This window comes from Vibrio sp. MMH1-50, assembly GCF_022347645.1.
In the GTDB taxonomy this organism is placed as follows: domain Bacteria; phylum Pseudomonadota; class Gammaproteobacteria; order Enterobacterales; family Vibrionaceae; genus Vibrio; species Vibrio harveyi.
The window spans coordinates 124,314-146,534 of the sequence record NZ_JAKRGG010000008.1 but is presented as its reverse complement, the minus strand read 5'-3'; the positions used below and the strand labels follow the sequence as shown (position 1 = coordinate 146,534).

At 48.0% G+C, this 22,221-nt stretch carries 22 protein-coding genes; 11 read left to right on the top strand and 11 right to left on the bottom strand.

Features of this window, described 5'->3' with window-relative positions; translation table 11 throughout:
* Positions 1 to 19: 19 nt before the first annotated feature.
* Both MHO32_RS08865 and MHO32_RS08860 read right to left on the bottom strand, forming a co-directional pair.
* Positions 20 to 1,030, bottom strand: a complete 1,011-nt coding sequence (locus MHO32_RS08865; protein ID WP_005448864.1) for a DUF2955 domain-containing protein — start codon at positions 1,028 to 1,030, stop codon at positions 20 to 22.
* A gap of 10 nt (positions 1,031 to 1,040) precedes the next feature.
* Positions 1,041 to 2,090 (bottom strand): HlyD family secretion protein, encoded by a 1,050-nt coding sequence (locus MHO32_RS08860; RefSeq protein ID WP_239211263.1) that lies wholly within the window; start codon positions 2,088 to 2,090, stop codon positions 1,041 to 1,043.
* Between the two features lie 119 nt (positions 2,091 to 2,209).
* Here MHO32_RS08860 and MHO32_RS08855 point away from each other — a divergent pair, with 119 nt between their 5' ends.
* From MHO32_RS08855 to MHO32_RS08820, 8 genes are all read left to right on the top strand, one after another.
* On the top strand, positions 2,210 to 3,130 hold the full coding sequence (locus MHO32_RS08855) for a LysR family transcriptional regulator (protein WP_038880040.1): 921 nt from the start codon (positions 2,210 to 2,212) through the stop codon (positions 3,128 to 3,130).
* 84 nt (positions 3,131 to 3,214) lie between these two features.
* Positions 3,215 to 3,883 (top strand): hypothetical protein, encoded by a 669-nt coding sequence (locus MHO32_RS08850; protein WP_017189795.1) that lies wholly within the window; start codon positions 3,215 to 3,217, stop codon positions 3,881 to 3,883.
* Positions 3,884 to 3,892: 9 nt separating this feature from the next.
* On the top strand, positions 3,893 to 4,591 hold the full coding sequence (locus MHO32_RS08845; RefSeq protein ID WP_005374479.1) for an ABC transporter ATP-binding protein: 699 nt from the start codon (positions 3,893 to 3,895) through the stop codon (positions 4,589 to 4,591).
* Complete coding sequence (locus MHO32_RS08840) at positions 4,579 to 5,847, top strand: ABC transporter permease (RefSeq protein ID WP_239211260.1); 1,269 nt, start codon at positions 4,579 to 4,581, stop codon at positions 5,845 to 5,847. The genes MHO32_RS08845 and MHO32_RS08840 overlap by 13 nt, the downstream gene beginning before the upstream one ends.
* Positions 5,840 to 6,625 (top strand): outer membrane lipoprotein-sorting protein, encoded by a 786-nt coding sequence (locus MHO32_RS08835; RefSeq protein ID WP_239211257.1) that lies wholly within the window; start codon positions 5,840 to 5,842, stop codon positions 6,623 to 6,625. Before MHO32_RS08840 ends, MHO32_RS08835 begins: the two co-directional genes overlap by 8 nt.
* Positions 6,626 to 6,670: 45 nt before the next feature.
* Complete coding sequence (locus tag MHO32_RS08830) at positions 6,671 to 8,017, top strand: hypothetical protein (RefSeq protein ID WP_239211255.1); 1,347 nt, start codon at positions 6,671 to 6,673, stop codon at positions 8,015 to 8,017.
* A complete protein-coding gene (locus MHO32_RS08825; RefSeq protein ID WP_239211254.1) occupies positions 8,018 to 9,040 on the top strand; it encodes a sensor histidine kinase in 1,023 nt (340 codons plus the stop codon).
* A 15-nt stretch (positions 9,041 to 9,055) separates the two neighbouring features.
* The gene (locus MHO32_RS08820; protein WP_069687913.1) at positions 9,056 to 9,847 is read left to right on the top strand and encodes a LytR/AlgR family response regulator transcription factor; all 792 of its coding nucleotides are present in this window, start codon (positions 9,056 to 9,058) and stop codon (positions 9,845 to 9,847) included.
* 139 nt (positions 9,848 to 9,986) lie between these two features.
* Here the strand turns inward: MHO32_RS08820 and MHO32_RS08815 are convergent, their stop codons facing one another.
* The 4 genes from MHO32_RS08815 to MHO32_RS08800 all read right to left on the bottom strand — a co-directional run bounded on the left by MHO32_RS08815 (position 9,987) and on the right by MHO32_RS08800 (position 13,642).
* Positions 9,987 to 10,481, bottom strand: a complete 495-nt coding sequence (locus MHO32_RS08815) for a peptidylprolyl isomerase (RefSeq protein ID WP_171374267.1) — start codon at positions 10,479 to 10,481, stop codon at positions 9,987 to 9,989.
* Positions 10,482 to 10,603: 122 nt separating this feature from the next.
* Positions 10,604 to 12,265 carry a methyl-accepting chemotaxis protein gene (locus MHO32_RS08810; RefSeq protein WP_005448883.1) on the bottom strand — a complete coding sequence of 554 codons (1,662 nt, stop codon included), beginning with the start codon at positions 12,263 to 12,265 and terminating at the stop codon, positions 10,604 to 10,606.
* Positions 12,266 to 12,440: 175 nt separating this feature from the next.
* On the bottom strand, positions 12,441 to 12,827 hold the full coding sequence (locus tag MHO32_RS08805; RefSeq protein WP_038898424.1) for a thiol-disulfide oxidoreductase DCC family protein: 387 nt from the start codon (positions 12,825 to 12,827) through the stop codon (positions 12,441 to 12,443).
* 41 nt (positions 12,828 to 12,868) lie between these two features.
* Positions 12,869 to 13,642 (bottom strand): DUF4344 domain-containing metallopeptidase, encoded by a 774-nt coding sequence (locus MHO32_RS08800; RefSeq protein WP_199478843.1) that lies wholly within the window; start codon positions 13,640 to 13,642, stop codon positions 12,869 to 12,871.
* Positions 13,643 to 13,840: 198 nt separating this feature from the next.
* On the opposite strand from MHO32_RS08800, the gene MHO32_RS08795 reads away from it, so the two are divergent.
* On the top strand, positions 13,841 to 14,473 hold the full coding sequence (locus MHO32_RS08795) for a CatB-related O-acetyltransferase (protein WP_239211252.1): 633 nt from the start codon (positions 13,841 to 13,843) through the stop codon (positions 14,471 to 14,473).
* Between the two features lie 560 nt (positions 14,474 to 15,033).
* Positions 15,034 to 16,269, top strand: coding sequence for a sodium/glutamate symporter (gene gltS / locus MHO32_RS08790; protein ID WP_005428854.1), 1,236 nt, complete (start codon positions 15,034 to 15,036; stop codon positions 16,267 to 16,269).
* Between the two features lie 90 nt (positions 16,270 to 16,359).
* Here gltS (MHO32_RS08790) and MHO32_RS08785 read toward each other — a convergent pair whose 3' ends face one another.
* From MHO32_RS08785 to MHO32_RS08770, 4 genes are all read right to left on the bottom strand, one after another.
* Positions 16,360 to 16,878, bottom strand: a complete 519-nt coding sequence (locus MHO32_RS08785; RefSeq protein ID WP_005448887.1) for an RNA methyltransferase — start codon at positions 16,876 to 16,878, stop codon at positions 16,360 to 16,362.
* A gap of 203 nt (positions 16,879 to 17,081) precedes the next feature.
* Positions 17,082 to 17,912, bottom strand: a complete 831-nt coding sequence (locus MHO32_RS08780; RefSeq protein ID WP_239211250.1) for a hypothetical protein — start codon at positions 17,910 to 17,912, stop codon at positions 17,082 to 17,084.
* Complete coding sequence (locus MHO32_RS08775; RefSeq protein WP_239211248.1) at positions 17,912 to 18,769, bottom strand: ABC transporter ATP-binding protein; 858 nt, start codon at positions 18,767 to 18,769, stop codon at positions 17,912 to 17,914. Before MHO32_RS08775 ends, MHO32_RS08780 begins: the two co-directional genes overlap by 1 nt.
* Positions 18,766 to 19,137 carry a GntR family transcriptional regulator gene (locus MHO32_RS08770; RefSeq protein WP_009706721.1) on the bottom strand — a complete coding sequence of 124 codons (372 nt, stop codon included), beginning with the start codon at positions 19,135 to 19,137 and terminating at the stop codon, positions 18,766 to 18,768. Before MHO32_RS08770 ends, MHO32_RS08775 begins: the two co-directional genes overlap by 4 nt.
* Positions 19,138 to 19,584: 447 nt before the next feature.
* Here MHO32_RS08770 and gltS (MHO32_RS08765) point away from each other — a divergent pair, with 447 nt between their 5' ends.
* Complete coding sequence (gene gltS / locus MHO32_RS08765) at positions 19,585 to 20,811, top strand: sodium/glutamate symporter (protein WP_005428834.1); 1,227 nt, start codon at positions 19,585 to 19,587, stop codon at positions 20,809 to 20,811.
* A 282-nt stretch (positions 20,812 to 21,093) separates the two neighbouring features.
* On the opposite strand, the gene ulaG is transcribed toward gltS (MHO32_RS08765), so the two are convergent.
* The gene (gene ulaG, locus MHO32_RS08760; RefSeq protein WP_005448892.1) at positions 21,094 to 22,161 is read right to left on the bottom strand and encodes an L-ascorbate 6-phosphate lactonase; all 1,068 of its coding nucleotides are present in this window, start codon (positions 22,159 to 22,161) and stop codon (positions 21,094 to 21,096) included.
* Positions 22,162 to 22,221 lie beyond the last annotated feature (60 nt).

Here is a 22,221-nt window from a genome sequence, read left to right as displayed (position 1 = left end):
ACTTAAGGCGATGGCATGATTAGGCCTGGGCTTTTTCTGGTTTGTGCGTGAAATGGTACAACGCCCACAGCACAAACAAAGTCACGGTGAGCTCCCAAGCTCGGAGGAAGGTGCTTTCCAAGCCCAGTTCGCTGCTGGTCATGTACAGCTGAATCGGCAGCATGGTCGCCAATAATGCATCAGCATGAACGTCTTTGGCTGGACCTTTTGCTTTTGCCATTGATGCGGTAATCATAAAGGCAAGCAGACCCAATACGATGGTGTAGTAACCGAACGTGGACTGATGCCCAGCCATTAGTAAGGTGAACACTACAGCTAATGCACAGCCGCCCACCTGAGTTTGAAAACGGCGGTCAACCACGTCGATAAAGCTTTTGTGTGTGGTTTGTGTTGCGGCGGCAATCACTGGCACCAAACAAAACGTTGCTGAGATGATGTCGACAATCATTAAGAACGCCACACCAAGACCAATCAACGCGAGTGAAATCGCTCGGTTCTCAAACGTAACAGGCTCTTCTTCAAATGCTGGTGGTTTGCCGCCACGTTCAACAGGGAACAGAGTCACCATGGTTTTTGCGACGACCATGGTAATCAGCATCGATAGCAGGATTTCATGAATGCGCATTGGCATGTCCATGGTGGTATGCTGAGCAAACACCACAATCAGAATCCAGTTGAAGGTTGGCATTAGCATCTGACCTTTCTTCGGCGGCGTGGTCGCTCTGCGGCGCATAAAGTCGAAGAAGAACAAGCTAATGGTCCACACCACAAACGGATGCTGCGAAAACACTTCAGTTACCACTAATGCTGCACTTGCTGCTAATAACGTAGGTAGCAAGGTGCGAAGCAGACCAAGCCAAGAATAGTCTTTGTTCTTGGTCATGATGATGGTTGGGTACAGCGCCAGATAAACTGGAGAATCAAGGTTCAGCAGTTTGCCCAGCACCATACAAATTGTCACAGTAAGGGCGACACGCAGTGCTTCATTACGCTCAGAACGACTTTGAAACAGGCTTTCGAAGGTCCACATGGTTCACCCCCTAGTAGATGTAGCGGAACATCGCTACCAAGTGAATCCAAGCTGAGCCAATGACATCCATGATTGGATTGCCGCTTTCAACGATCACACTTGCTCGTGAACCAGAAATCATAGAAGGATCCAACTCGTTAACTGTAATGCGAGTACGCACTTTCTGTTGCTCACGGATCCAACGAGTATCATTGGTCACGCTAGAAAGCTGCCCATTAGCATTGTTGGTATCGTAAATCGCACGCTCTTGGCTGCTGACTTCACCAGTAAATACTTTGCCTGGTAGCGCATCGAAGGACACCAACACTTCGCGACCATTAGTTAGCTTATCAATGCCTTTTTCGTTGAAGTCCGCACTGATCCACGCATGAGCTTCGTCCACCAGCAGCAACGAAGCTGTGCCTTGTGTGATGTAGCTGCCTGATTGCAGTTGCAAGTTCGTTACCACGCCTTCAGTTTGCGCCACGATTTGGGTATGGCTTAAGTCGAGCTCCGCACTGGCAAGTTTTGCTTCTGCCAATTCAATAGCCGCTGTACGGTCTTGAGTAGAAAGCTCTGCCTCAATGCGTTTCACTTCTGCGTTCGCTGCTTCAACCGCGCTGCTGGCGACTTGTGTATTGGTGATCGCGTCATCAAGTTCTTGCTCAGTTGCCAGCCCTTTGTTGCGCAGTTTTTGGTTACGCGTCAGTTTTTGCTTCGCGTTGTGGTATTCGAACTCGCGTTGGCTTTGGGTTTGTTTCGCTGCTGCCAATTGTTGCCATTTCGCGGAATCTGATTCACGTGCTTGGCGCAGTTCGGCTTTGGCTTGTGCCACTTTCAATTGGTAGCTGCTGGCATCGATAGCAAACAGTGGCTGACCTTTTTCAACCAATTCACCGTTATTCACCATCACATCCGTAATCACACCAGATACCTCCGGCGCAATGGTTGCGACATTACGATGCAGTGTCGCTTGGGTGGTGAAAGGGGAAACATTGTCTGAGGTGACTAAAAAAGCGGAGAACAAAGTAGCCGCTGAAAAAACAGTGTATATCGCGTATTTATAAAAATTTTCTTTCACGTCTGTACCTAGTATTCATTCGTTATTACGCGCCGCGTTCACGGCATATTCGGGTCTCTTTTCTACGTGGGCTAGGTTATACTCATCTAAAATTGGAAAAAATAACCAATGGAAGAAGTATGAATTCCATATTTGGAAACGTTGATGATCTGTACCTGTTTTGCTCAGTGGTTGAGCAAGGCTCTCTGCTCGCGGCGGCGAAAAAGCTCGAACTGCCGGTCTCTACTATGTCTCGTCGTTTATCGGCGCTGGAAGCGCGTCTAGGATTGAGATTGCTGGAGAAGAAAGGACGTGAGTTGGTGGCAACCGAGACAGGCTTACAGGCGTTTGATCAGCTCAGCAGTGCGATGTCTCAGATTGAATCCGGCATCTTGCAGCTCAACCAACAAAGCCAAGAAGTGGAGGGGCGAATCCGATTGGTGATGCCAAGCCGCTTTTACAATGACTTAGTCGATAAGGTGGTTGAGGATTACATCAAAACCTATCCAAAAGTGACCATTGATCTTCTGCTTAGCCAAGTGAATTCGATTCCAGAAACCGATCGCGATCTGGTGGTGACGTTCGATTTGGATGGTTTGGACGATATGATCGCGCGCCCATTGTTTAAAGTAGAGCACGCTTTCTTTGTTAGCCCTGAATATCTAGCGCAAGCGGGCGGCAATATTGAAACCTTACAAGATTTAGCCAAGCAAGACTGGGTAGCCAGCACACACACCACACAAGTGCCTATCTATCAGCAAGACAAGCTGGTGGACATGCTCAACTGCAAGCCGCGTTTAGTGGTCAATGACATCACCGCGGTGATCAAAGCGGTGGAAAACGGTTTGGGAATTGCGTCGATCCCATTACGCCACGTTAAGCCTGAATTGAATCTCGTGCGCGTCGCAACATCCTACAGCCGCGGGGATCGCGAAGCCTATTTGGTTTATCGTCAGCGTAACTATCAGCCTAAAGCGCTGACCTTAATGGTCGAAGCGATTTTGCTGGCTTCAGAGGAGCGAAACCATTCATCCTCTCTCAATACCATTCACTCCACATAACTGCCATTGGTCGCATGCAAAAGCAGCGTGCGATTTTCTCCCTTAATCTGAAACCATCAAATCACGTTCAACTAAGGACAGTACATGATGGTTTCTCAATCTCGCTCAATTAAAGCTCTTAAACTGGCAAGTACGTTTATCGCCGCATTTGCACTGAGCAGCAATCTGGCTCTGGCTAATCCAAGCGAGCGCACACTCAGTCAATTCAACCAAGCTGCGCAGGGTGACTCTGGCTTAGTTGATACCGTTTACGGCGAATTATCCAAACAACTCGAAGAGCAGGGCGCAACGCCGGTGACCTTGGTTTACTTAGGCAGTGCGGAGACGTTGCAAGGTCGTGAGGCGTTTATGCCTTGGAACAAGATGAAGTTCACCGAGCGCGGTCTTGCCACAATCCAAAAAGGTTTGGATTTAATGGCGAATCAGCCAGTACCACTGCAAGAGCAACAACGCTTACAAGGCTTACCTGAATACCAACTGGCCACCGCCATGGCAGCCACTACCTTTACCTCTCTGCCAGATATGTTCAATCACTTTGAGCGCGGCTACGAGCTGTACCTTTCATTGCTCGATGAGCCGAGTTTTAGTCAGCAACCTTTCGCCGCTACATCTTGGATTTATCGCTACGCCATTGAAGCAGCACTGCGCGCTGAAGATGTTCAACAAGCCAAAACATGGTTAGCGCAAATGGAGCAATTGGGCGACAGCAATCTAGAAACGCAAACCGCGAAAGCGCTGCTAGCGAAATATTAGGGAGGTGTCATGATCGTTTTTAATCAACTTAGCCGCGATTACGCCCTTGGTAGCCAAACGGTGCGTGCATTGCGAGACGTTTCTGGTGAAGTGTTTGCCGGCGAAATGGTGGCTCTGTGCGGACCGTCTGGCTCAGGCAAAAGCACCTTACTTAACGTGCTTGGTATGCTGGATACTCAATACCAAGGTCAGGTGACGTTTGCAGGCAGCCCATACCCAACCGGGCAAATGCAGGCGGCGAAAATGCGTCGTGAAAAGCTTGGTTTTGTGTTCCAAAAATTCAATCTTGTCCCCGTGATGACAGCGTTAGAGAACGTGGCGTATCCGTTACACCTCAACGGCTTTTCAAAAGCTGAACAAACCGAGCTCGCCACACAAATGCTAGAACACGTTGGCTTGGGCGAGTTTATTCATCACATGCCCGATAACCTATCAGGCGGTCAGCAACAACGCGTGGCAATTGCGCGCGCCTTAGTGCACAAACCAGCATTGGTGATTGCTGATGAGCCAACCGCAAGTCTTGATAGCCAAACTGCCAACAAGGTCATCGACATTATGAAAGGGCTCGGACACGAGCTAGGCACCACTTTTATCGTCGCCACTCACGACCCTCGCATGGCATCCCGTTGTGATCGCACCATTGAATTGGTGGATGGCAAAATTACCCAAACGCACGCAAGTGTGGAGGAGGTTTCATGGGCAAGCTAATTCCTGTTTCGGTTCGTCTTGCTTGGTTGAACCTGCAACGCAATCGCCGTCGCAGTTTGTTGTCGATGCTGATCATCGCTATTGCCGTGTTTGCGTTAACCAGTGCGGGCGGTTTTGGTCTGTACACCTATGACAGTTTGAAAGAATCGACAGCGCGTGACACGGGGCATCTGACGTTAACCACTCCGGGTTACTTCGCCAGAGAAGAAGAGATGCCGCTGAGTAACGGGTTAACTCATGCAGACGACATTACCAAGCAATTGATTGGCTTAAACGAAGTGCGAGGCGTGCAGCCACGAGTTGAGTTCAGTGGGTTGATTTCCAATGGTAACAAATCATCGATCTTTATCGGCATTGGTGTGAACGAGCGCGAATTCGATATGAAAGGACCGTTTTTGGATGTGCGCGAAGGGCAAACACTTTCGAACATTCATGCATCGCGTTATGACCCAGCAGAGCCAGAAGTGATGCTCGGCGTTGATTTGGCGAACAACCTAAGCGTGCACGTTGGCGATTGGATTACCTTGCTGGCGACCACTACCGATGGCGCATTGAATGCGTATGACTTCAAAGTACGTGGCATCTACTCAACCGGCGTACCTGAGCTTGATAAACGCCAGTTGTACGTGCACATCAACAGCGCGCAATCGCTGCTCGGTTCAGACAAAGTCAGCGCGTTATCTGTCTTCCTGTTCGATACCAGTTTAACTAGCCAAGTCGAGCAACAAGTGGCTTCGGTTCTGAGTAAGCAAAAGCAGAACTTTGGTGATCAAGATATTGAGATTACGCCTTGGCAAGAACGTGCGTTCTTCTATCTCAAAGTGAAAGATTTGTACGACCGTATCTTCGGCATCATGGGAGCAGTAATGGCGCTGGTGGTCTTTGTCGCCCTGTTCAACACCATGACCATGTCGGTAACGGAACGCACCCGTGAAATTGGCACCTTGTCAGCACTTGGTAGCTACCCTCGCGAAATCATTGCTGGGTTCTTGCGCGAAGCAGGGTTACTTGCGGTGATTGGCAGCTTAATCGGCGCTTTGTTTACGGCACTAGTCACTATTTTACTGATGGTCGTGGATGTACAAATGCCGCCACCGCCAGGACGCACAGAAGGTTACCCATTGACGATTTACTTCTCTTGGGAGCTGGTAGCTGTCGCAGGATTCGCAGTATTGATGATTTGTTTGGTTGCGGCGTTTTTCTCGGCGCGCAAAGGGGTGAACAAGCCAATTACGGAGGCACTGATTTATGTTTAATTTCAAATCACTATTACCAATTGCACTGCTGACGGTAAGCGGCGTTGCAAGCATGAATGTCAGTGCAAATGAAACAGCGCTAGATGCACAGCAAGTTGCGCAATTGATTGAAAAAGCCGACAGCTACCGCTTGCACGATGATTCCTCCAAAGTGGTGTCACTGGTGCGCTTATATCAAGACCAAGAGTTAGATAAAACCCGCCTTTACCATGTGTACACGCGTCCAAATCGTGAATCGTTGGTGGTGTTCAAATCGGCAGTCGAAGCTGGGCAAAAGATGCTGATGATGGGCGACAACTACTGGCTGCAAATGCCAAAGAGCCGCCGTCCGATTCGCATTACGCCGATGCAGAAGCTTCTTGGTGAAGCGTCTATCGGCGACATCTCAACCCTGACTTGGAGCCAAGATTATCAAGGTGAATGGAGAGCGACAGAAACTGTTTCGGTGAACGGAGAAAGTGTCGCGGCTTATCACCTTGCGTTAACCGCGAAAACCAAAGGGGCGAGCTATCAGAAGATCGACTTGTGGTTGTCTGAGCAAGATGCGTTTCCAATCAAAGCTGATCTTTACTTGCGCTCGGGCAAACTCGCCAAGCAAGCGCAATACGGACGTGCAAGCGACAACGGTGAAGACTACGTCAGTGAGATGACCTTGCTTGATAGCATTCAGCCGAGCAAAAAGACCGTTATCGAGTACCAAGAAATCGTGCCTTGGCAACTGGATAATAAGTTCTACAACCCAAGCTATCTGCCTAAAGCCAATACGACTCAGCTTTAGCGTGAATTCCGTAAATAGAACCAAGAAAACGAGCAAGGAAGTCACATGAAACCGCACCAGCCTAACCTTAACAAAAGCACCAGTCTGTTGATTGCTGCCTCATTGTGTGTGGGCGCAGCAGCCCCAGTTTTTGCCAATGATGAGCTGAGTTTTGAGTGGGATTGGGCTGTCAGTTACGAAACTGCCAAGCAGCGTGACAGCGCATTTATGCAGGCGCAGGGCAGTTCTCGTGATTCACTTAATGCACTGTTGGATGTGCAGGTGAATTATCAGAACTTCAGTGGCTTGTTTGCTCTGTACAGCCAAGGTTTGTACCTCAATCAACAAGGAGAGAGTGAGTGGTGGAGTGAAGCTGATAACCAGTTGTTGATTAGAGAGCTGGCTTGGCTAGGGGAGTGGCAAGTCGGTGATACCACTCTTGATGTGAGTTTGGGTAAGTTGCGCGTGGATTGGGGCGTGGGTTATGGCTACCGACCTTTGGATCTGTTTAAGCCTTATCGACAAAACCCTGTTGGCTTAGTCGCAGAAGAGGGGGCGGGTGTGTTTTCACTTTCACACTATGATATGGCAGGCGAGTGGACCGTCATTGCGACGGATTCAAGCTGGGGGCAACAAGACCAAAGTGCACTTGATCAAGCCGCAGAGCAACAAGGTATTGGTATTCGTCGTTATGCGCTGGTGGGTGACACCGAGTATCAACTTATTGGTTATTACGATGATGTGCGCCGAGGTTTGCTTGGCGCCAGTGCCATTGCCGTGTGGGATGAATCCATCGCCATGCACGGTTCCATGCTGTGGCAAAAGCAAAGTGTCGGCTATCAGTTTCAGCAGGATGATCTTTACCAACCCGTTTCAGTTGAGGAACAGGGAAGCGCATTCCAAGCTTTAGTTGGGATGAACTGGGCAAACCAAGCCGGACACAACGTGATTGCTGAATATTGGTACGACAGCCGAGCATGGTCGAAAAGCGAATGGCAGCAAGCAATAGAGCGTGGCGAATTACTCTCTCAGCTCCCTGAACCTAACAACTCTCTGTTGGCTAGCAGCGCTCTACTTGCGACAAGCTACGCCCAAGGGTTTCAGCACGCCAATATCGTTCAGCATAACGTAATGCTGCACTGGAGTTGGGATTTGGAAGCGTGGGCTGCATGGAACGGTAAAGCGGATATGGGCTGGCTAAGTGATGTAACCCCTACGTTGGATGTGATGTTGGCGCCACAAGATGGTGGTGTGATTGTCACGCAGTGGCTTAACTACCAATGGATTGATACCGGCAATCAAAGTGTAGAAGTGGAAGTTGCCGCACGCTTTTTAACCGGAGACGACCAATCTGCTTACGCACAAATCAATGATAAGCATATGATTGTATTTAACATCAAAGGGAAATTCTAAATGTGTTCAGCAAAATCAGTGGTGAAAAGTGGATGGTCGCGTAGCTTATTAGTGACCACGGCATTTTGTCTCTTTATCGCAGCAATGACGCTCTCGGTTTGGGGCGGTCCATTCTACATTCATGTGGCGGTTAGCTTTGGATTTGGCTATTCGGCTATATTCTTCTCATGGCTTGTCGACCGCCTGTTTCCTACCATTCCTCGTTTGGCGGAAGTGGCTATCTCGCTGACGGCTTGCTTATTGTTCGGTGTGGTAAACGCCCAGTTTTGGCTCGGAGAATATTTCGGCATCTCAGGTATGCTATCGGTTGGACTCATGGGGTTGTTATTCAGTGCCATGTGCTTTTTCTATTTTTACTCACGCGAGCAACATGCAATCGCTCAACGAGAGTTGGAAGCCATCAAACGCGAGAAAGCAGAGCAAGATCGTGCGCTGTTGCTGAGTCAGCTTAAGCAGATGCAAAGCCAGATTGAACCGCATTTCTTATTCAATACCTTGGCAAATATCAGTGCGCTCATGTCGCAAGATGTTGATAAAGCTAAGCTGATGCTAGAACAGTTAACCGCGCTGCTGCGTGCAACGCTCAAAAGCTCACGTGAAGAGGAAACTACCATAGACAATGAAACGGCGTTAATTGAGGCTTACTTAGGCATCCAGCAAACCCGTTTAGGTGACCGACTCAGTTACAAGATTGAGGTAGAAGAGGGGCTAGGTAGAACCGAGTTACCGCCGATGATGCTTCAACCCTTAATCGAAAACGCCATCATCCATGGTATTGAGCCGAAGCGAGAGGGCGGCGAAGTCAGCTTACTCATTAAGCGCGAACAACAGAACTTGCAGATTGAAGTCAGAGACTCAGGTGTTGGCTTAAATCACGTGAGTGGGCACATGGGCTCTGGCGTCGGTTTAAGTAATCTCAAGCAGCGAGTTGAAGCTTTGTTCGCAGGGCAAGGGGAGGTTTCTATCAGTGAGTCTGCTCAGGGTGGCGTTTGTGTTCGCTTGCGCTGGCCAATGGAATCGTAATCAAGGAAGAAAGGAATGAATACAGGGTTTACTGCCATTATTGCTGATGATGAACCGCTATTGAGGCGTCATCTTGATAAAAGCCTAGCTGAAGTGTGGCCAGAGCTAGAGGTGATAGCCAAAGTCGCGGATGGTGAACAAGCGTTGCAAGCCATTGAGCAAAACCAACCTGACATTGCGTTTCTTGATATTCGTATGCCAGTTCTGGATGGCATGACACTAGCGCAAAAACTCAATCAACTCGCCAATCCACCTTTGATTGTGTTTGTCACTGCGTACGATGATTACGCCATCAAAGCCTTTGAACAAAATGCCGCCGATTATTTGCTCAAGCCTATCTCGGATGAGCGCCTGCTGATGACGTGTGAAAGAGTGAAAGCACGCCTTGCTAAGCGAGAGCAAGAAAGCAGTAATGTGCAGATGAGCAGCCTGTTAGAACAGTTACAACAATTATCCGCGCCACAAACGCCGCAATATCTTCAGTGGATCAAAGCGACGCAAGGGGAAGATATTCATCTGATTGCCACGTCTGATGTGTTGTATTTCAAAGCGGAAGAAAAATACGTTTCTGTGTATGCACAACAAGGACAAGGCAAAGTGCAGGAGTATTTGATTCGTACATCGTTGAAAGAGTTGATAGGGCAGCTTAACCCAGAACAGTTCTGGCAAGTGCACCGTTCAAGCGTGGTGCAAGTGTGCAAAATTAGCAAAGTAAACAAAGACTTTGCAGGCAGAATGTTTGTTCACGTTGGGGAAAACAAGCTTCCCGTGAGCCGTGCATCTCAAAGTTTGTTCAAAGGGATGTAATCGCTAGAACTGCTCACTCTTTACACTGTAAACTCGCTGCTCATTTTTTCAGCAATAGAAACAAAAAGCGCCTAAGTCATCAGACGTTAGGCGCTTTTGTCGCTTTATAGCGACGATTTCTACCAAGAGGTGAATGGGCTTATTCGCTGACTGTCACTTTCTCAATAATGATTGGATCGCATGGCACATCATCGTGACCAAGCTTAGAGGTCGTTTTTACTTTCGCGATGCGATTTACGACATCCATACCCGCAGTCACTTTACCAAACACGGCGTAGCCCCAGCCTAGGTTGGTAGTTGCGGTGTGGTCTAGGAAATCATTGTCTTCCAAGTTAATGAAGAACTGTGCCGTTGCAGAGTGCGGAGCATCGGTACGCGCCATTGCGATAGTGCCAACAAGATTCTTTAGACCACGGTTTGCTTCGTTCGCGATAGGGGCGCGTGTTGGCTTTTCTGCCATGTCTTCGGTATGACCGCCACCTTGGATCATAAAGCCGTCAATAACGCGGTGGAAAATGGTGCCGTTGTAGAAGCCATCTTCACAGTATTTTTTGAAGTTTTTTGAGCTAACTGGTGCTCGTTCTAGGTTCAGTTCAATCTCGATATTACCGAAATTGGTGGTCATGATAATCATCTGGTTTTGCCCTTGTAGGTGCTAAGTTGGCGGCATTATAGCTAAGTCGTATGAGGATAGCAGAAATAAAAACAGCGACGTTTTGGCGTCGCTGTTTGCATAGTAAATGGGTGAGGAAAGCGTTAAACCGTAAAGCGACCGACCAAGTCGTACAGCTCGTTAGCTTTGTGGTTAAGGTTGCCACTGCCTGCACGGTTTTGGTTGGCAAGGTGTGCCGATTGGCTGCTTTGTTGAGAGATCACTTCAATACGTTGTGAAATCTCTTGCCCAACTTGGCTTTGCTCTTCGGTTGCCGTTGCGATCAAGGTGTTCATGTCCATGATGTTAGCAATTGCGGCTTGGATTTCTTGCAGTGCGGCAGAGGCTGCTCGTGCTTCCTCAACCGTTGCTTCACCACGCGCTTGGCTTGAACCCATGGCTTTCACTGCTGCATCCGAGCCAGACTTCAACTGCTCAATCATTTGGTGAATTTCGCCTGTGCTGTCTTGAGTGCGACTCGCCAGTTTACGAACTTCATCGGCAACGACTGCGAAGCCGCGACCTTGTTCGCCTGCACGGGCTGCTTCAATGGCTGCGTTTAGTGCCAATAGGTTGGTTTGCTCGGCGATGTCTTGAATCACTTCTAGCGAAGAAGAAATGTTTTGTACATCGCTTTCTAAGCGAGAAATCACCGTACTGGCTTCCGACACTTCTAGTGCGAGCGCTTCGACAGAGCTCGCTGCGGAATCAACAATGTGTTTTGCTTGCTGTGAGTTATCATCGGCGTCTTTGGCGGATTGCGCGGCTTGGTTAGCGTTGCTGGAAATCTCGTGCGCCGTTGCTGTCATCTCGGTCATTGCCGCAGCGACCTGTTCGGTTTCTTCACGTTGACCTGAAGCCAATTCGTCCACTTGCGATGCTCGCTGTGACATGTCGTTGGTCTCTGAAACCACTTCTTGCCCTACGTGGCTAACACTCTTGATGATACCCTGCAGGCTTTCAACAAAGATATTGAAGTTACGGCTAAGCTGAGTGAACTCCGGTACGCTTGATTCTTCCATGCGTGCGGTTAAGTCGGCATCGCCTTGCGCGAAAGAGTGAATTGAAGCATCAAACTGCTCAATAGGCTTCATGATGCTGCGGTTAACAAACACCGCGAAGACCGCGACGATGGCTGCAATCGAGACACAGAACAGAGCAATTGCCGTCAGTGTGGTGTTGAGAGCCTGATGCGCGGCTTCTTCCATGTTTGCCACAATAGCGTCGATATCGTCAGTATAGAAACCCGTTCCCAACATCAAATCCCATTCAGGAATAAAGACTGAGTAGCTGAGTTTCGGTAGTGCTTCGCTCTGACCGAGTTTCGGGAAGTAATAAGTCGTGAACTCACCAGTTTTGGAATTTTTGAGCAAATCCTGAATCAGGTAATTGCCTTTCTTATCCTGCAAGTTATAGAAGTTTTCCCCGATGCCTTTAGTGTTTTTACCCACTACGACGCGAACGCCTTTTGAATCGTAGCCAAAGATGTAACCGGATTGACCGAACTCCAGCTGTTTCAAGATAGGCAGAGCCTCTTCAAGTGGGGCGTTTTGAGCGAGTAGTGGCTCGACAGCGGAACGCGCCATTTGGACGTAGTTTTTGAGCTCAGCTTTTTTCATCTCCATCATTTGACTTCGAGTCTGCTCAATCTCGTGTTCGTTGTAGGCAGTGGTTTGTAGGTAGGTGAACCACATCATGCCTATTGCCATGGTTAGAATTGGAATTATTGAAAGGATATATAGTCGTTTTCTGATCGTCAGATTCATAGAGACGTCCTTCTCTCGGCGCAGCGTTACAAGTGACAAGCTGAATAAGCCTGCCTGATAAAATTATTAATACTTATTGTTGTAATGCTTAGAGATTAACCGAGTTAATCAATCAGAAGTACAGGAAGTTTATAAATTTAGACTAAGGTCGTAGCATTTTTAAGCGGGATCACAATTAACGTGAACACGAACCGTTATTGCAGCGAGAAGTGCCCGTTAGCCAGTAGGAAACGCGGTAGCGGTTTTTGGCAAATTTGAGGTAAAGCCAGTCCGCAACAGGTTTGATAATGCGCCAACGCAATGGTGCATACAACCAACCGCGACCGACCAGTTGCCATGCACGATGAGTCACGTCCAACCCAAGCAGCAGCTCACCCTTATCGTTGAGGGCGTGCAAAATGGTGTTGGCTTGCTCCGGATCGATCTGCGGATAAGCGGCAAACGCCTCGCTGTAGATGTCGACGGTTTTGATGTGCTGCTTGGCATCGCGTTGTTTTAGCGCCTTCATCTCTTTGGCGCACAAGGGACAAGTGCCATCGTAAAATACGGTCAGTTTGGTCATGATTGAGCTCATTATTGGCGGTTCTTATCCCTTTTACGCGATTATTTTTCTTTTAGTTCATTGTCTTGCAAGTAATGCAGCCAATTATCGCGAATGTTGCCATAATTGAATTGGCAGAACTCTTTGCGATCGCGTAAGTAATCTTTTTCTACTTCATCTAACAAGGCTTTGTATTGCTCTGGATCGCTGCCGTAGACCAGACACAGGGTCGAGAAGTAACGCTGTAGGTCGAAACTGTGCTCGTCAATGTACTCGCCAAAATCGTAGTAGTCCGGTCTGTCGTCGGATTCGAATGCGAACATGTCCGCAGCACTGATCGCCACATCGGCACCGTCATCGACGTAATCAATCAACAAAATGGTAGCGAAGTTATCAACCGCATCTTCTTCCTTGCCTAGTACCGGAATGTTTTGATCGGCAATGTAAGCGTGTCCGGCTTCGTGCAATAGCGTGTGCAGCAAAGTATCGAGCGCGCCCGTTTTCGGTGCTTTACCGTAACGTTCTTGGTACTTGTTGTTGGTGAAGTAGTTAAATGATTCCAGATAGAAGGTGTATGGGATATGGATGGTGTGGGTTTCTGGATCGTAAAGCGGACCGTCTTCGCCACCGTAGGTCAATGTCAGTGGGTTATCAAACGGGAAGTAATCATCAGAAAGCTGGACAAAGATGTCGTTCACTTCACTGCTTTCAATCACTTGCGCAGCAAAGCGATCGTCGGCAGTTTCCGCAGGGCGGTATTCGATTTTAATGTTTTCGCTCGCAGACGCTGTGGCAGCAAACAGCAGCAGAGAGGCAAAGGCAGAGTGACTTTTCATTTTCGGAATCTTGTTATTTGTTTGGTTTGCTTGAAAATTATACATGCTTTTTATAGTGTGCGCGCTGGAGGACACATTCATGAATAATCCATTACTACTGCAACCCCGCATCCAATAGGCGTTGTTGACTGAGAACGCAGCAACAACGCCACGAGAAACCGTTCCGTGGCATACATTTACTCTATTGAGGCAACTGCCATGAAAAAACATTGGTCCAAATTTCAGTACCTGCACCAAGTGGTGCAAAACCAAAACATCCACATCAAAGGCACCCACAGTTACTACAGCGATTGTTGGGATAATGGCTTCGAAGATTCTGTCGTGCGTTATCTGCATGGCGATGAAGTCAGTAAAGCGTGGCAACCGAGGTGGGAAGTCGATCAGCTCTACATCGGTGATTACGTTTGTATCGCGGCTGAAGCGGTGATTTTGATGGGCGGCAACCATAATCACAGGACGGACTGGTTCTGTCTGTATCCGTTCCTTGATGACATCGAGCAATCTTACCAAAGCAAAGGCGATACCGTGATTGGTGACGCAGCTTGGATTGGCATGCGCGCGATGATCATGCCCGGTGTCACCATTGGGGAAGGCGCAGTGATTGCCGCAAACAGCGTCGTGACTAAAGATGTCCCACCTTACACTGTGGTGGCAGGATCTCCGGCAAAACCCGTTAAGCTTCGCTTTAAGCAAGACATCATTGATAAGCTGCTCGCCCTGCAAATCTACACGTGGGATGAAGCCAAGTTCGAGGCACTTCGCGCTTTCATCTGCAGTAATGATATTGAACAGTTGATCATTGCAGAAGCAAACTATGAAAGTGGCGAATAGCACTGAAATGAGGAAAATTTTCAGCGATATGTTATAATCTCGCTCCGTTGTAACGAGAACACTTGTTGCAAGCTTGAGAATTTCCCGGGATTCGGCTCGTTCCAAACACCATGAGTCAGAGTTTTTAACTACGATGGGATACAAGCAAACCCAGATGTTAGAGCGCCACCTCGGCGCTCTATTCGTTATGACGGGAAGGAACTTTGCTCGATAGTGATGATCACATTCTGTTTAAGTAAGGGAGCCCGATAGCGGTTCAGAAAGTGTCACTCGGACAATACTCACAACACGATATCCATCTCCTGCAAGCAGTCATTTCTGTTTGTCTATGAAGAGGATAAGAAGGAGCTTAACAGGCTCCTTTTACATTTTAGGGCTTGCGAATAGCGCGTAAATCAGAACATCGCTTAACGACCGTCCCTTAAACTAGCCTAAGGCGCATTTAACACAACCTTTTGAGTATTTTCGGAAAAATATAGCGAGAAAATTTGCTATTGAGCGAAGGTTAAACTAACACTCAATCATTACGGAGGATGAAGAGAACAATAATAAGAGGCGATATGAATCATTTAATATCTGTAGGTGCACTGGAGTCCTTTTTGGTTGCGATCAGTGTGCTTTTCCTGGGGCATTTCATTAATGCTAAGCTACCGATCTTAAAGAAATTCAACATACCTGAGCCGATTGTAGGGGGCTTAATCGTTGCCTGCATCATTACTGCTCTTCATTTTAACGGCGTCGATTTGGAGTTCGACTTACCGTTGCAAAACACATTCATGCTGATGTTCTTCGCTACCGTTGGTTTGGCAGCAAATTACACTCAGTTAATGAAAGGGGGCGCGAAGGTTTTCATCTTCTTAGCAGTCGCGTCGTTCTACATCATCATTCAAAACGGTGTCGGTGTTTCACTGGCAGCGGCATTGGGTTTAGATCCGCTGATGGGGCTTATCGCTGGTTCGATTACTCTATCAGGTGGTCACGGCACGGGGGCGGCGTGGTCACAAACTTTCCAAGACGTTTACGGTTTGAATAACGTATTGGAAATCGCGATGGCGTCAGCAACATTCGGTTTGATCATCGGTGGTATCATCGGTAGTCCGGTTGCGCAGCGTCTGGTCGAAAAGAACAACATCGAATCTGAGTATGGTCGTGGTGGTCGAGATGCCAAAACCCACGAGAAATTCCCGGAGTTGGTGACGTACAACGAGTACGAAGAAGACAAAGTAACCGCGAAAAAAGTGGTTGAGAAACTGTTCTTCCTATTGATCTGTGTAACAGGTGCTAAGTACGTAGAGCAATGGGTGAGCACTTACGACATTCAATGGCTGATGATTCCAGACTTCGTTTATGCGTTGTTCATTGGTGTGATCATCACTAACTTCTTGGAAGTGACCAAGATTCGTAAGTTGGATGCCGAAACGGTCGACATGTTAGGTACGGTGTCGCTGTCTCTGTTCCTAGCGATGGCTCTGATGAGCTTGAAACTATGGAACATCTTTGACCTAGCGATCCCATTCTTGGTGATTCTAGGCGTGCAGTCAGTGATTCTGGCTATCTTCACCTACTATGTAACGTTCAAGGTGATGGGTAGCAACTACGATGCTGCGGTTATCGCAGGTGGTCACTGTGGTTTCGGTTTGGGTGCAACCCCAACGGCGGTAATGAACATGGGTTCAATCGTTAACCGCTTTGGTCCGTCACCACAAGCGTTCATGGTTGTGCCGATTGTTGGTGCCTTCTTCATCGACATCGTTAACTTGATCATTCTACAAGGCTACATCTCGTTCCTTGGCTAGATAGATTAAGACGCCAAATAAAACAAAAGGTCACAGTATTGCTGTGACCTTTTTTGTTTCTGGCGCTTGCCAACGACGAACTTCGTCAGTCTATACGCAAGCTTTCATTTTCAAGCGGTTCTTGTTGTCGCGATTAGCAAGGACTTGCTGGTGGTCATCAATCGTCCCCAGTGTTTTCGCCATGCGATCGTAAAGCACAACGTTCACCGTCGCGGCTAGGTTCATACAACCGTGAGTCGGTACGTACACCACGTGATGCGCCTTATCGACCATCTCTTGCGGCAGTGAGCCGTCCTCCGGTCCAAACACATAAATCGCGTTCTCTGGGTGAGTGAAGTGCGGCAGTGCTGTTGCGCCGACCACTAACTCAACACAAACAATTTCCACATCGTCGGCAACATTAGCAGTGAGGTCTTCCATCTCCACTAATTGAATACGTTCTTGTGAGTTCTGGGTGTCGGTCTGGAACTTTACTGCGCGGCTGTAGCGAGTGCCGTTGTAACGAACTTGCGCAGCGTCGTAGCAGCCTGCGGCTCGTAATACAGCGCCAACGTTGGTTGGACTCTTTGGGTTGTACAGTCCAATAATGGCTGTTGGCTTGGTGGTCATGGTTGGTGTTCTGCTTTTCAAAAATTCTAGATAATAGCGCTGAGCGCATTAAGCGAGGGATTATGAACTTAACCACGCCGAAGCGCTATTGCTATAGGCTGATTATTTTTGCGTTGAAGCAAAGAGAATGAAGATTGATGGTGCTGAAAATGAAAAAGCGAGGACAGTACCTCGCTTTTGATGTGTGGTTTTGCTTGTGCTTGTTAGTTCACGGTGCGGCTGAACTTGATGCTAGCTGTCCAAGCAAGCACACCGATGAAAGCGTAAATCCCAACGTTCATCCAACCTGCATCTGGAATCGCGCTGAACGGGTTTGGCGCAAGAATCGCGTGCAGTGGTAGATTGAAAATTGCTGAGAAGAACTCATCCAGACCATAGAAGTTGAACATTGCAATCGGCATCCAGCGTAGCGCGTAAATACCAATCAAGATCACCAACAGTGGTGAGTTCACTTTCTGTGAGATTGCCATTGCGGTTAGTGCGAGCGGCAATAACAACACGCCAGCTACCACCATTCGAAGCAAGAATTCAATCCAGTTCAGCAGCACGAAGCCCAATGATGCTTGGCGATACAATAACGCCAGCTGGTGGTCCGTTGAAACATTCAACATCCACAGCATAAAGTCGGCAGCGAAAACCAATACCGAGCACACCAATGGAATCACCAATAAACCAAACGTCAGCTTCACCAGATGGGTTTTTACGTCACTGACAGGCATACTGCGCCAAAACATGATACTGCCCTCTGAGCGCTCTTTACGCAGCGTTCTCGGGAAGTATTGAGTGCCAAGCAGGATGGACAATAAACCAATGCCACCTGTGATCAGCATGTTGACGTCATCGCCTAGTTCTTTGTGGATGTCACTGACATCACCACCAAGGCTCATTTGGAAGAACATATTGTGTTGCAGTGTCGAGCTACTCATCAAGCTGACGAACAGCAGCACGCCACAGGCAAACATAAACAACGGCACACGTGTAACCAATGGGTTCTCTAGCCATTCTTTACGCAACATCGCGACAATCGATTTCATTATGCTGCCTCCTTCTGCAATGCCAAGAACAGATCCGCTAGCTTGACGCCATACACATCACCCAGCCCAGCGGCTTGCTCTGCGTATTGGGATGACAGCAACCATTTAGTCGTGCCTAAGCCCTTTTGCGATGACAGTGGTTTCAGCGCTTCGATTTGTGCGCGATGCTCATCAATGGCATCAAGAATGAAGTAATCCTCGCTGATGCTGTCCATTGAGGTTTGTAGGACCGGTCGACCGTGTTTAAGAATCAGCACGTCCGTCAGTAGGTGTTCGATTTCCGATACTTCATGGCTCGCTATGATCAGCACACGCTCGCCATCGTGAAACCATTCCAGCAAATGACGGTAGAAGGTATCGCGATAAACCAAATCCAAGCCAAGCGTTGGCTCGTCCAGAATCAGAATTTGCGTATTGGTCGCGATGACGACAGCCAAGTGCAATTGCACCTTCATGCCTTTGGATAGGGATTTGATGCGTGCGCGCGGCTTGATGTCGGTTTGACGAAGCATGGCATCGGCTTTGCTGCGATTAAAACCTGGGTGTACGCCCTCGGTGTAATCGAGCAGCTGAGCAACCGTCATCCAGTTTGGTAGAACGTTCACATCTGAGATGTAAGACAAGCTCTGCATGATTTTGTCGCGTTGCATGATTGGCTCAAAGCCGTTGATGCGAATGGTGCCCTGATATTCGTGTGCACCGAGTAGGGCGTTAATGAGAGTCGATTTACCCGCACCGTTATGACCTAGCAAGCCAAGCACTTGACCCGCTTGTAGATCAAAGCTCACGTCATGCAGTGCTTCACCCAGCTGACGATATTGCTTGGAGACGTGTTTTACACTGACTAATGCGCTCATTGGTCACCTTCAATATGTGTTTGGATTTGTTGGATAAATTCATCAAGTGACATATCCAGACGTTGTAGTGTGTCGGCGATCTGCGGAATTTGTTGTTCAAGGAAACGGGCTTTTTCATCAGCAAGCAGCTGTTTTTTTGCACCTTGGGCGACAAACATGCCTTGCCCACGTTTCTTCTCAATCAATCCTTCATCAACCAATAACTGATAGCCCTTCATGACCGTCAGGTGGTTGATCTTCATATCCGCAGAGACACTGCGTACCGAAGGCAAAGCTTCGCCCTCTTGCCAGATGCCTTGCAATATTTGCTGGGTGATCTGGTCAGCCAACTGACGGAAAATCGGTTGGCGATCATGCCAATGCGTCATGATTGGTTTCCTTGGCTGAGTTGGTGTTATATATATGTATAACACCTTGGCGGTGGGATAGAAAGCGCCAATCTTCTTGCGCTGTTTTCTCAATCACTTTTGCCGATGAAATTTCGACAAAGTTTGCACCAGAGTTTCACGCAAAATTTGTACGCAATCGCATACGTTTTTGCCCCTAAAAACTGGCAAAAAATTAATCACTTCTCATAAGTTGAGAAGCGCTAAAAAAACGAGAAAATTGCGCCACAAAATTTGGTGAAAAAGTGTGTTTTTTCATTGAGTGAGAATTGGGTGAATATCCGAGTAATTGCTTTCTTATTTAATGAGAATTTAGTGGGTTTGGACCCTAGAAAACCACACGTTCAGTAGGCACTCTGACCTGCCTAAATACCGCTCAACCTGCGAGTTGTTACTCAAAGGATGAGAAAAAGGAGGCAAAGAGGTTTTATGAATCAGGTCATTTCTGTCGGTCCACAAGAGTCGTTTCTCGTCGCTATTTGTGTGTTGTTCTTGGGACAATTCGTTAACGCTAAATTACCGATCTTAAAGAAATTCAATATTCCCGAGCCAATCGTGGGTGGTTTGATTGTCGCATGTGCGATCACCGCGATGCATTTCAATGGCGTGGACTTAGTTTTCGATTTACCGCTGCAAAACACTTTCATGTTGATGTTCTTCGCTACCGTTGGCTTAGCAGCGAATTACACCCAGTTGATTAAAGGCGGCGCTAAGGTGTTTATCTTCTTAGCCGTGGCATCGGTGTACATTCTTATTCAAAACGCGGTCGGTGTCTCTTTGGCAACCGCGCTCGGCTTAGACCCGCTAATGGGCTTGATTGCAGGCTCGATTACGCTGTCTGGCGGTCACGGTACAGGCGCAGCATGGTCGCAAACCTTCCAAGACATGTACGGCTTGCACAACGTTTTAGAAGTGGCAATGGCATCCGCTACCTTTGGATTGGTGATTGGTGGCATCATCGGCAGCCCAGTAGCGCAGCGATTGATCGATAAACGTAACCTTGAATCTGAATACGGACGCACCAACCAGACTCACGAGCGTTTTCCTGAATTGGTGACCTACAACGAGCACGAAGAAGACCGCGTAACCGCGAAGAAAGTGGTCGAGAGTTTATCGATCATTCTATTGTGTGTTACTGGTGCCGATTACTTAGAAGGCTGGGTGAGCAGTTTCGGCATCAAATGGTTGATGATTCCAGACTTCGTTTACGCGCTGTTTATCGGTGTGGTGATCACCAACATCATGGAAGTGACCAAAGTACGCAAAGTGGATGTTGAGACGGTCGATATTCTTGGTACGGTTTCTCTGTCTCTGTTCCTAGCGATGGCGCTAATGAGCCTAAAACTGTGGAACATCTTTGATTTGGCAATCCCGTTCCTCATCATTTTGGCGGTGCAATCGGTGATTCTGGCGGTTTTCGCTTACTACGTGACATTCCGTGTGATGGGCAGCAACTACGATGCAGCAGTCATCGCAAGTGGTCACTGTGGCTTTGGGCTTGGCGCAACTCCAACGGCAGTAATGAACATGGGCTCTATCGTTAACCGCTTCGGTCCATCACCACAAGCCTTTATGGTGGTGCCTATTGTTGGCGCGTTCTTTATCGACATCGTCAACCTAGTGATTCTGCAAGGCTGTATTTCTTTTATTAAGTAACCAGCCACGCTCCACAAAACAAAAGCCAGTCCCGAGAGACTGGCTTTTTTGATCGGCTTAGAGCAATAGGCATCAACAATTTAGATTACTGGAATGAGCCATGTCCTTTAAATTTATCAATGACTAATATTCGGTTTGTTGAGGACGTTACTGATGCGAAATCGTCGGACATTTATCATCAGTAATTTCCTTTTCTCCTTATAAGACTCTAGCTAATTGCCCGTCGCATCCATCATCGCGACGGGCTTTTTTTATTCCTGCCAAACGGACGTTGCGACGGAATTACAAGAACGCTTTGTATGGCAATTCTGGTTCATTTTTGAAGATATCGCTAAAGCCACGGAAGTGTTGGTAGTGCATGCGACCTTTATCGGTAGGGAAGGTGTATTTGCCTCCCACTTGCCAGAAGAACGGTGCGAACTTGTATTGCAGGCGGTCTTTCTTCATGTTCCACAACACTTCGATTTCGCGTGGGTCGTTTTGGAAGTTCGCCCAAATATCGTGGTGGAATGGCATCACGACATCACAATTCAATGATTCTGCTGCGCGTAGGATGTCAGAAGACGTCATTTTGTCTGTCACGCCGCGTGGGTTCTCACCGAAAGATAACAGTGCCACGTCGATTTGGTATTCGTTGCCGTGTGCTGCGTAGTAGTTCGAGTAGTGTGAGTCACCAGAGTGGTAAACCGAGCCGCCTGAAGTTTCAATCAGGTAGTTCACCGCGCGTTTGTCCATGCCGTCGAGGATTTCTTTATCGTAAGAAGAAGTGCCTTCTGGCAGCGTGACAAGTGCAGTACGGTCGAAAGAATCCAGTACGCGGATCTTCATGTCGCCGACCTCAAGTACATCGCCCACTTTCGCGACTACACAACGCTCTTCTGGCACGCCCCAGCCCATCCATAAATCGACACACGCTTGTGGACCGATGAACTTCACGTGGTCACCACAGTTTTGCAGTACCGCTGCCGCGACGTTCACGTCGATATGGTCTGCGTGGTCATGGGATGCCATCACAGCGTCGATCTCTTTGATAGCAAATGGGTCAAGTGGGAAAATAGCAGTACGCAGGTTTGGTTGCAGTGCTTCGACACCGCCCATACGCATCATTTGGTGCTGGTTCTTCATGAAGGCGTTCTTTTGCGTCTTTTTGCCCGTACCACACCAGAAGTCGATAGAGATGTTGGTGTTGCCCTCACTCTTCAACCAGATACCTGTACAACCTAGCCACCACATCGAGAATGTATTTGGTTCTACCACCGTATTTTCGATCTCTTCGTTTAACCAGGTACCCCACTCAGGGAATGTATTTAGGATCCAAGATTCACGAGTGATTTCATTTACTTTACTCATAGCAACACCTTTTTGTTTCACAATTTTTATTAAATTTGGGATGTAGGGAGCCGAGCGCCT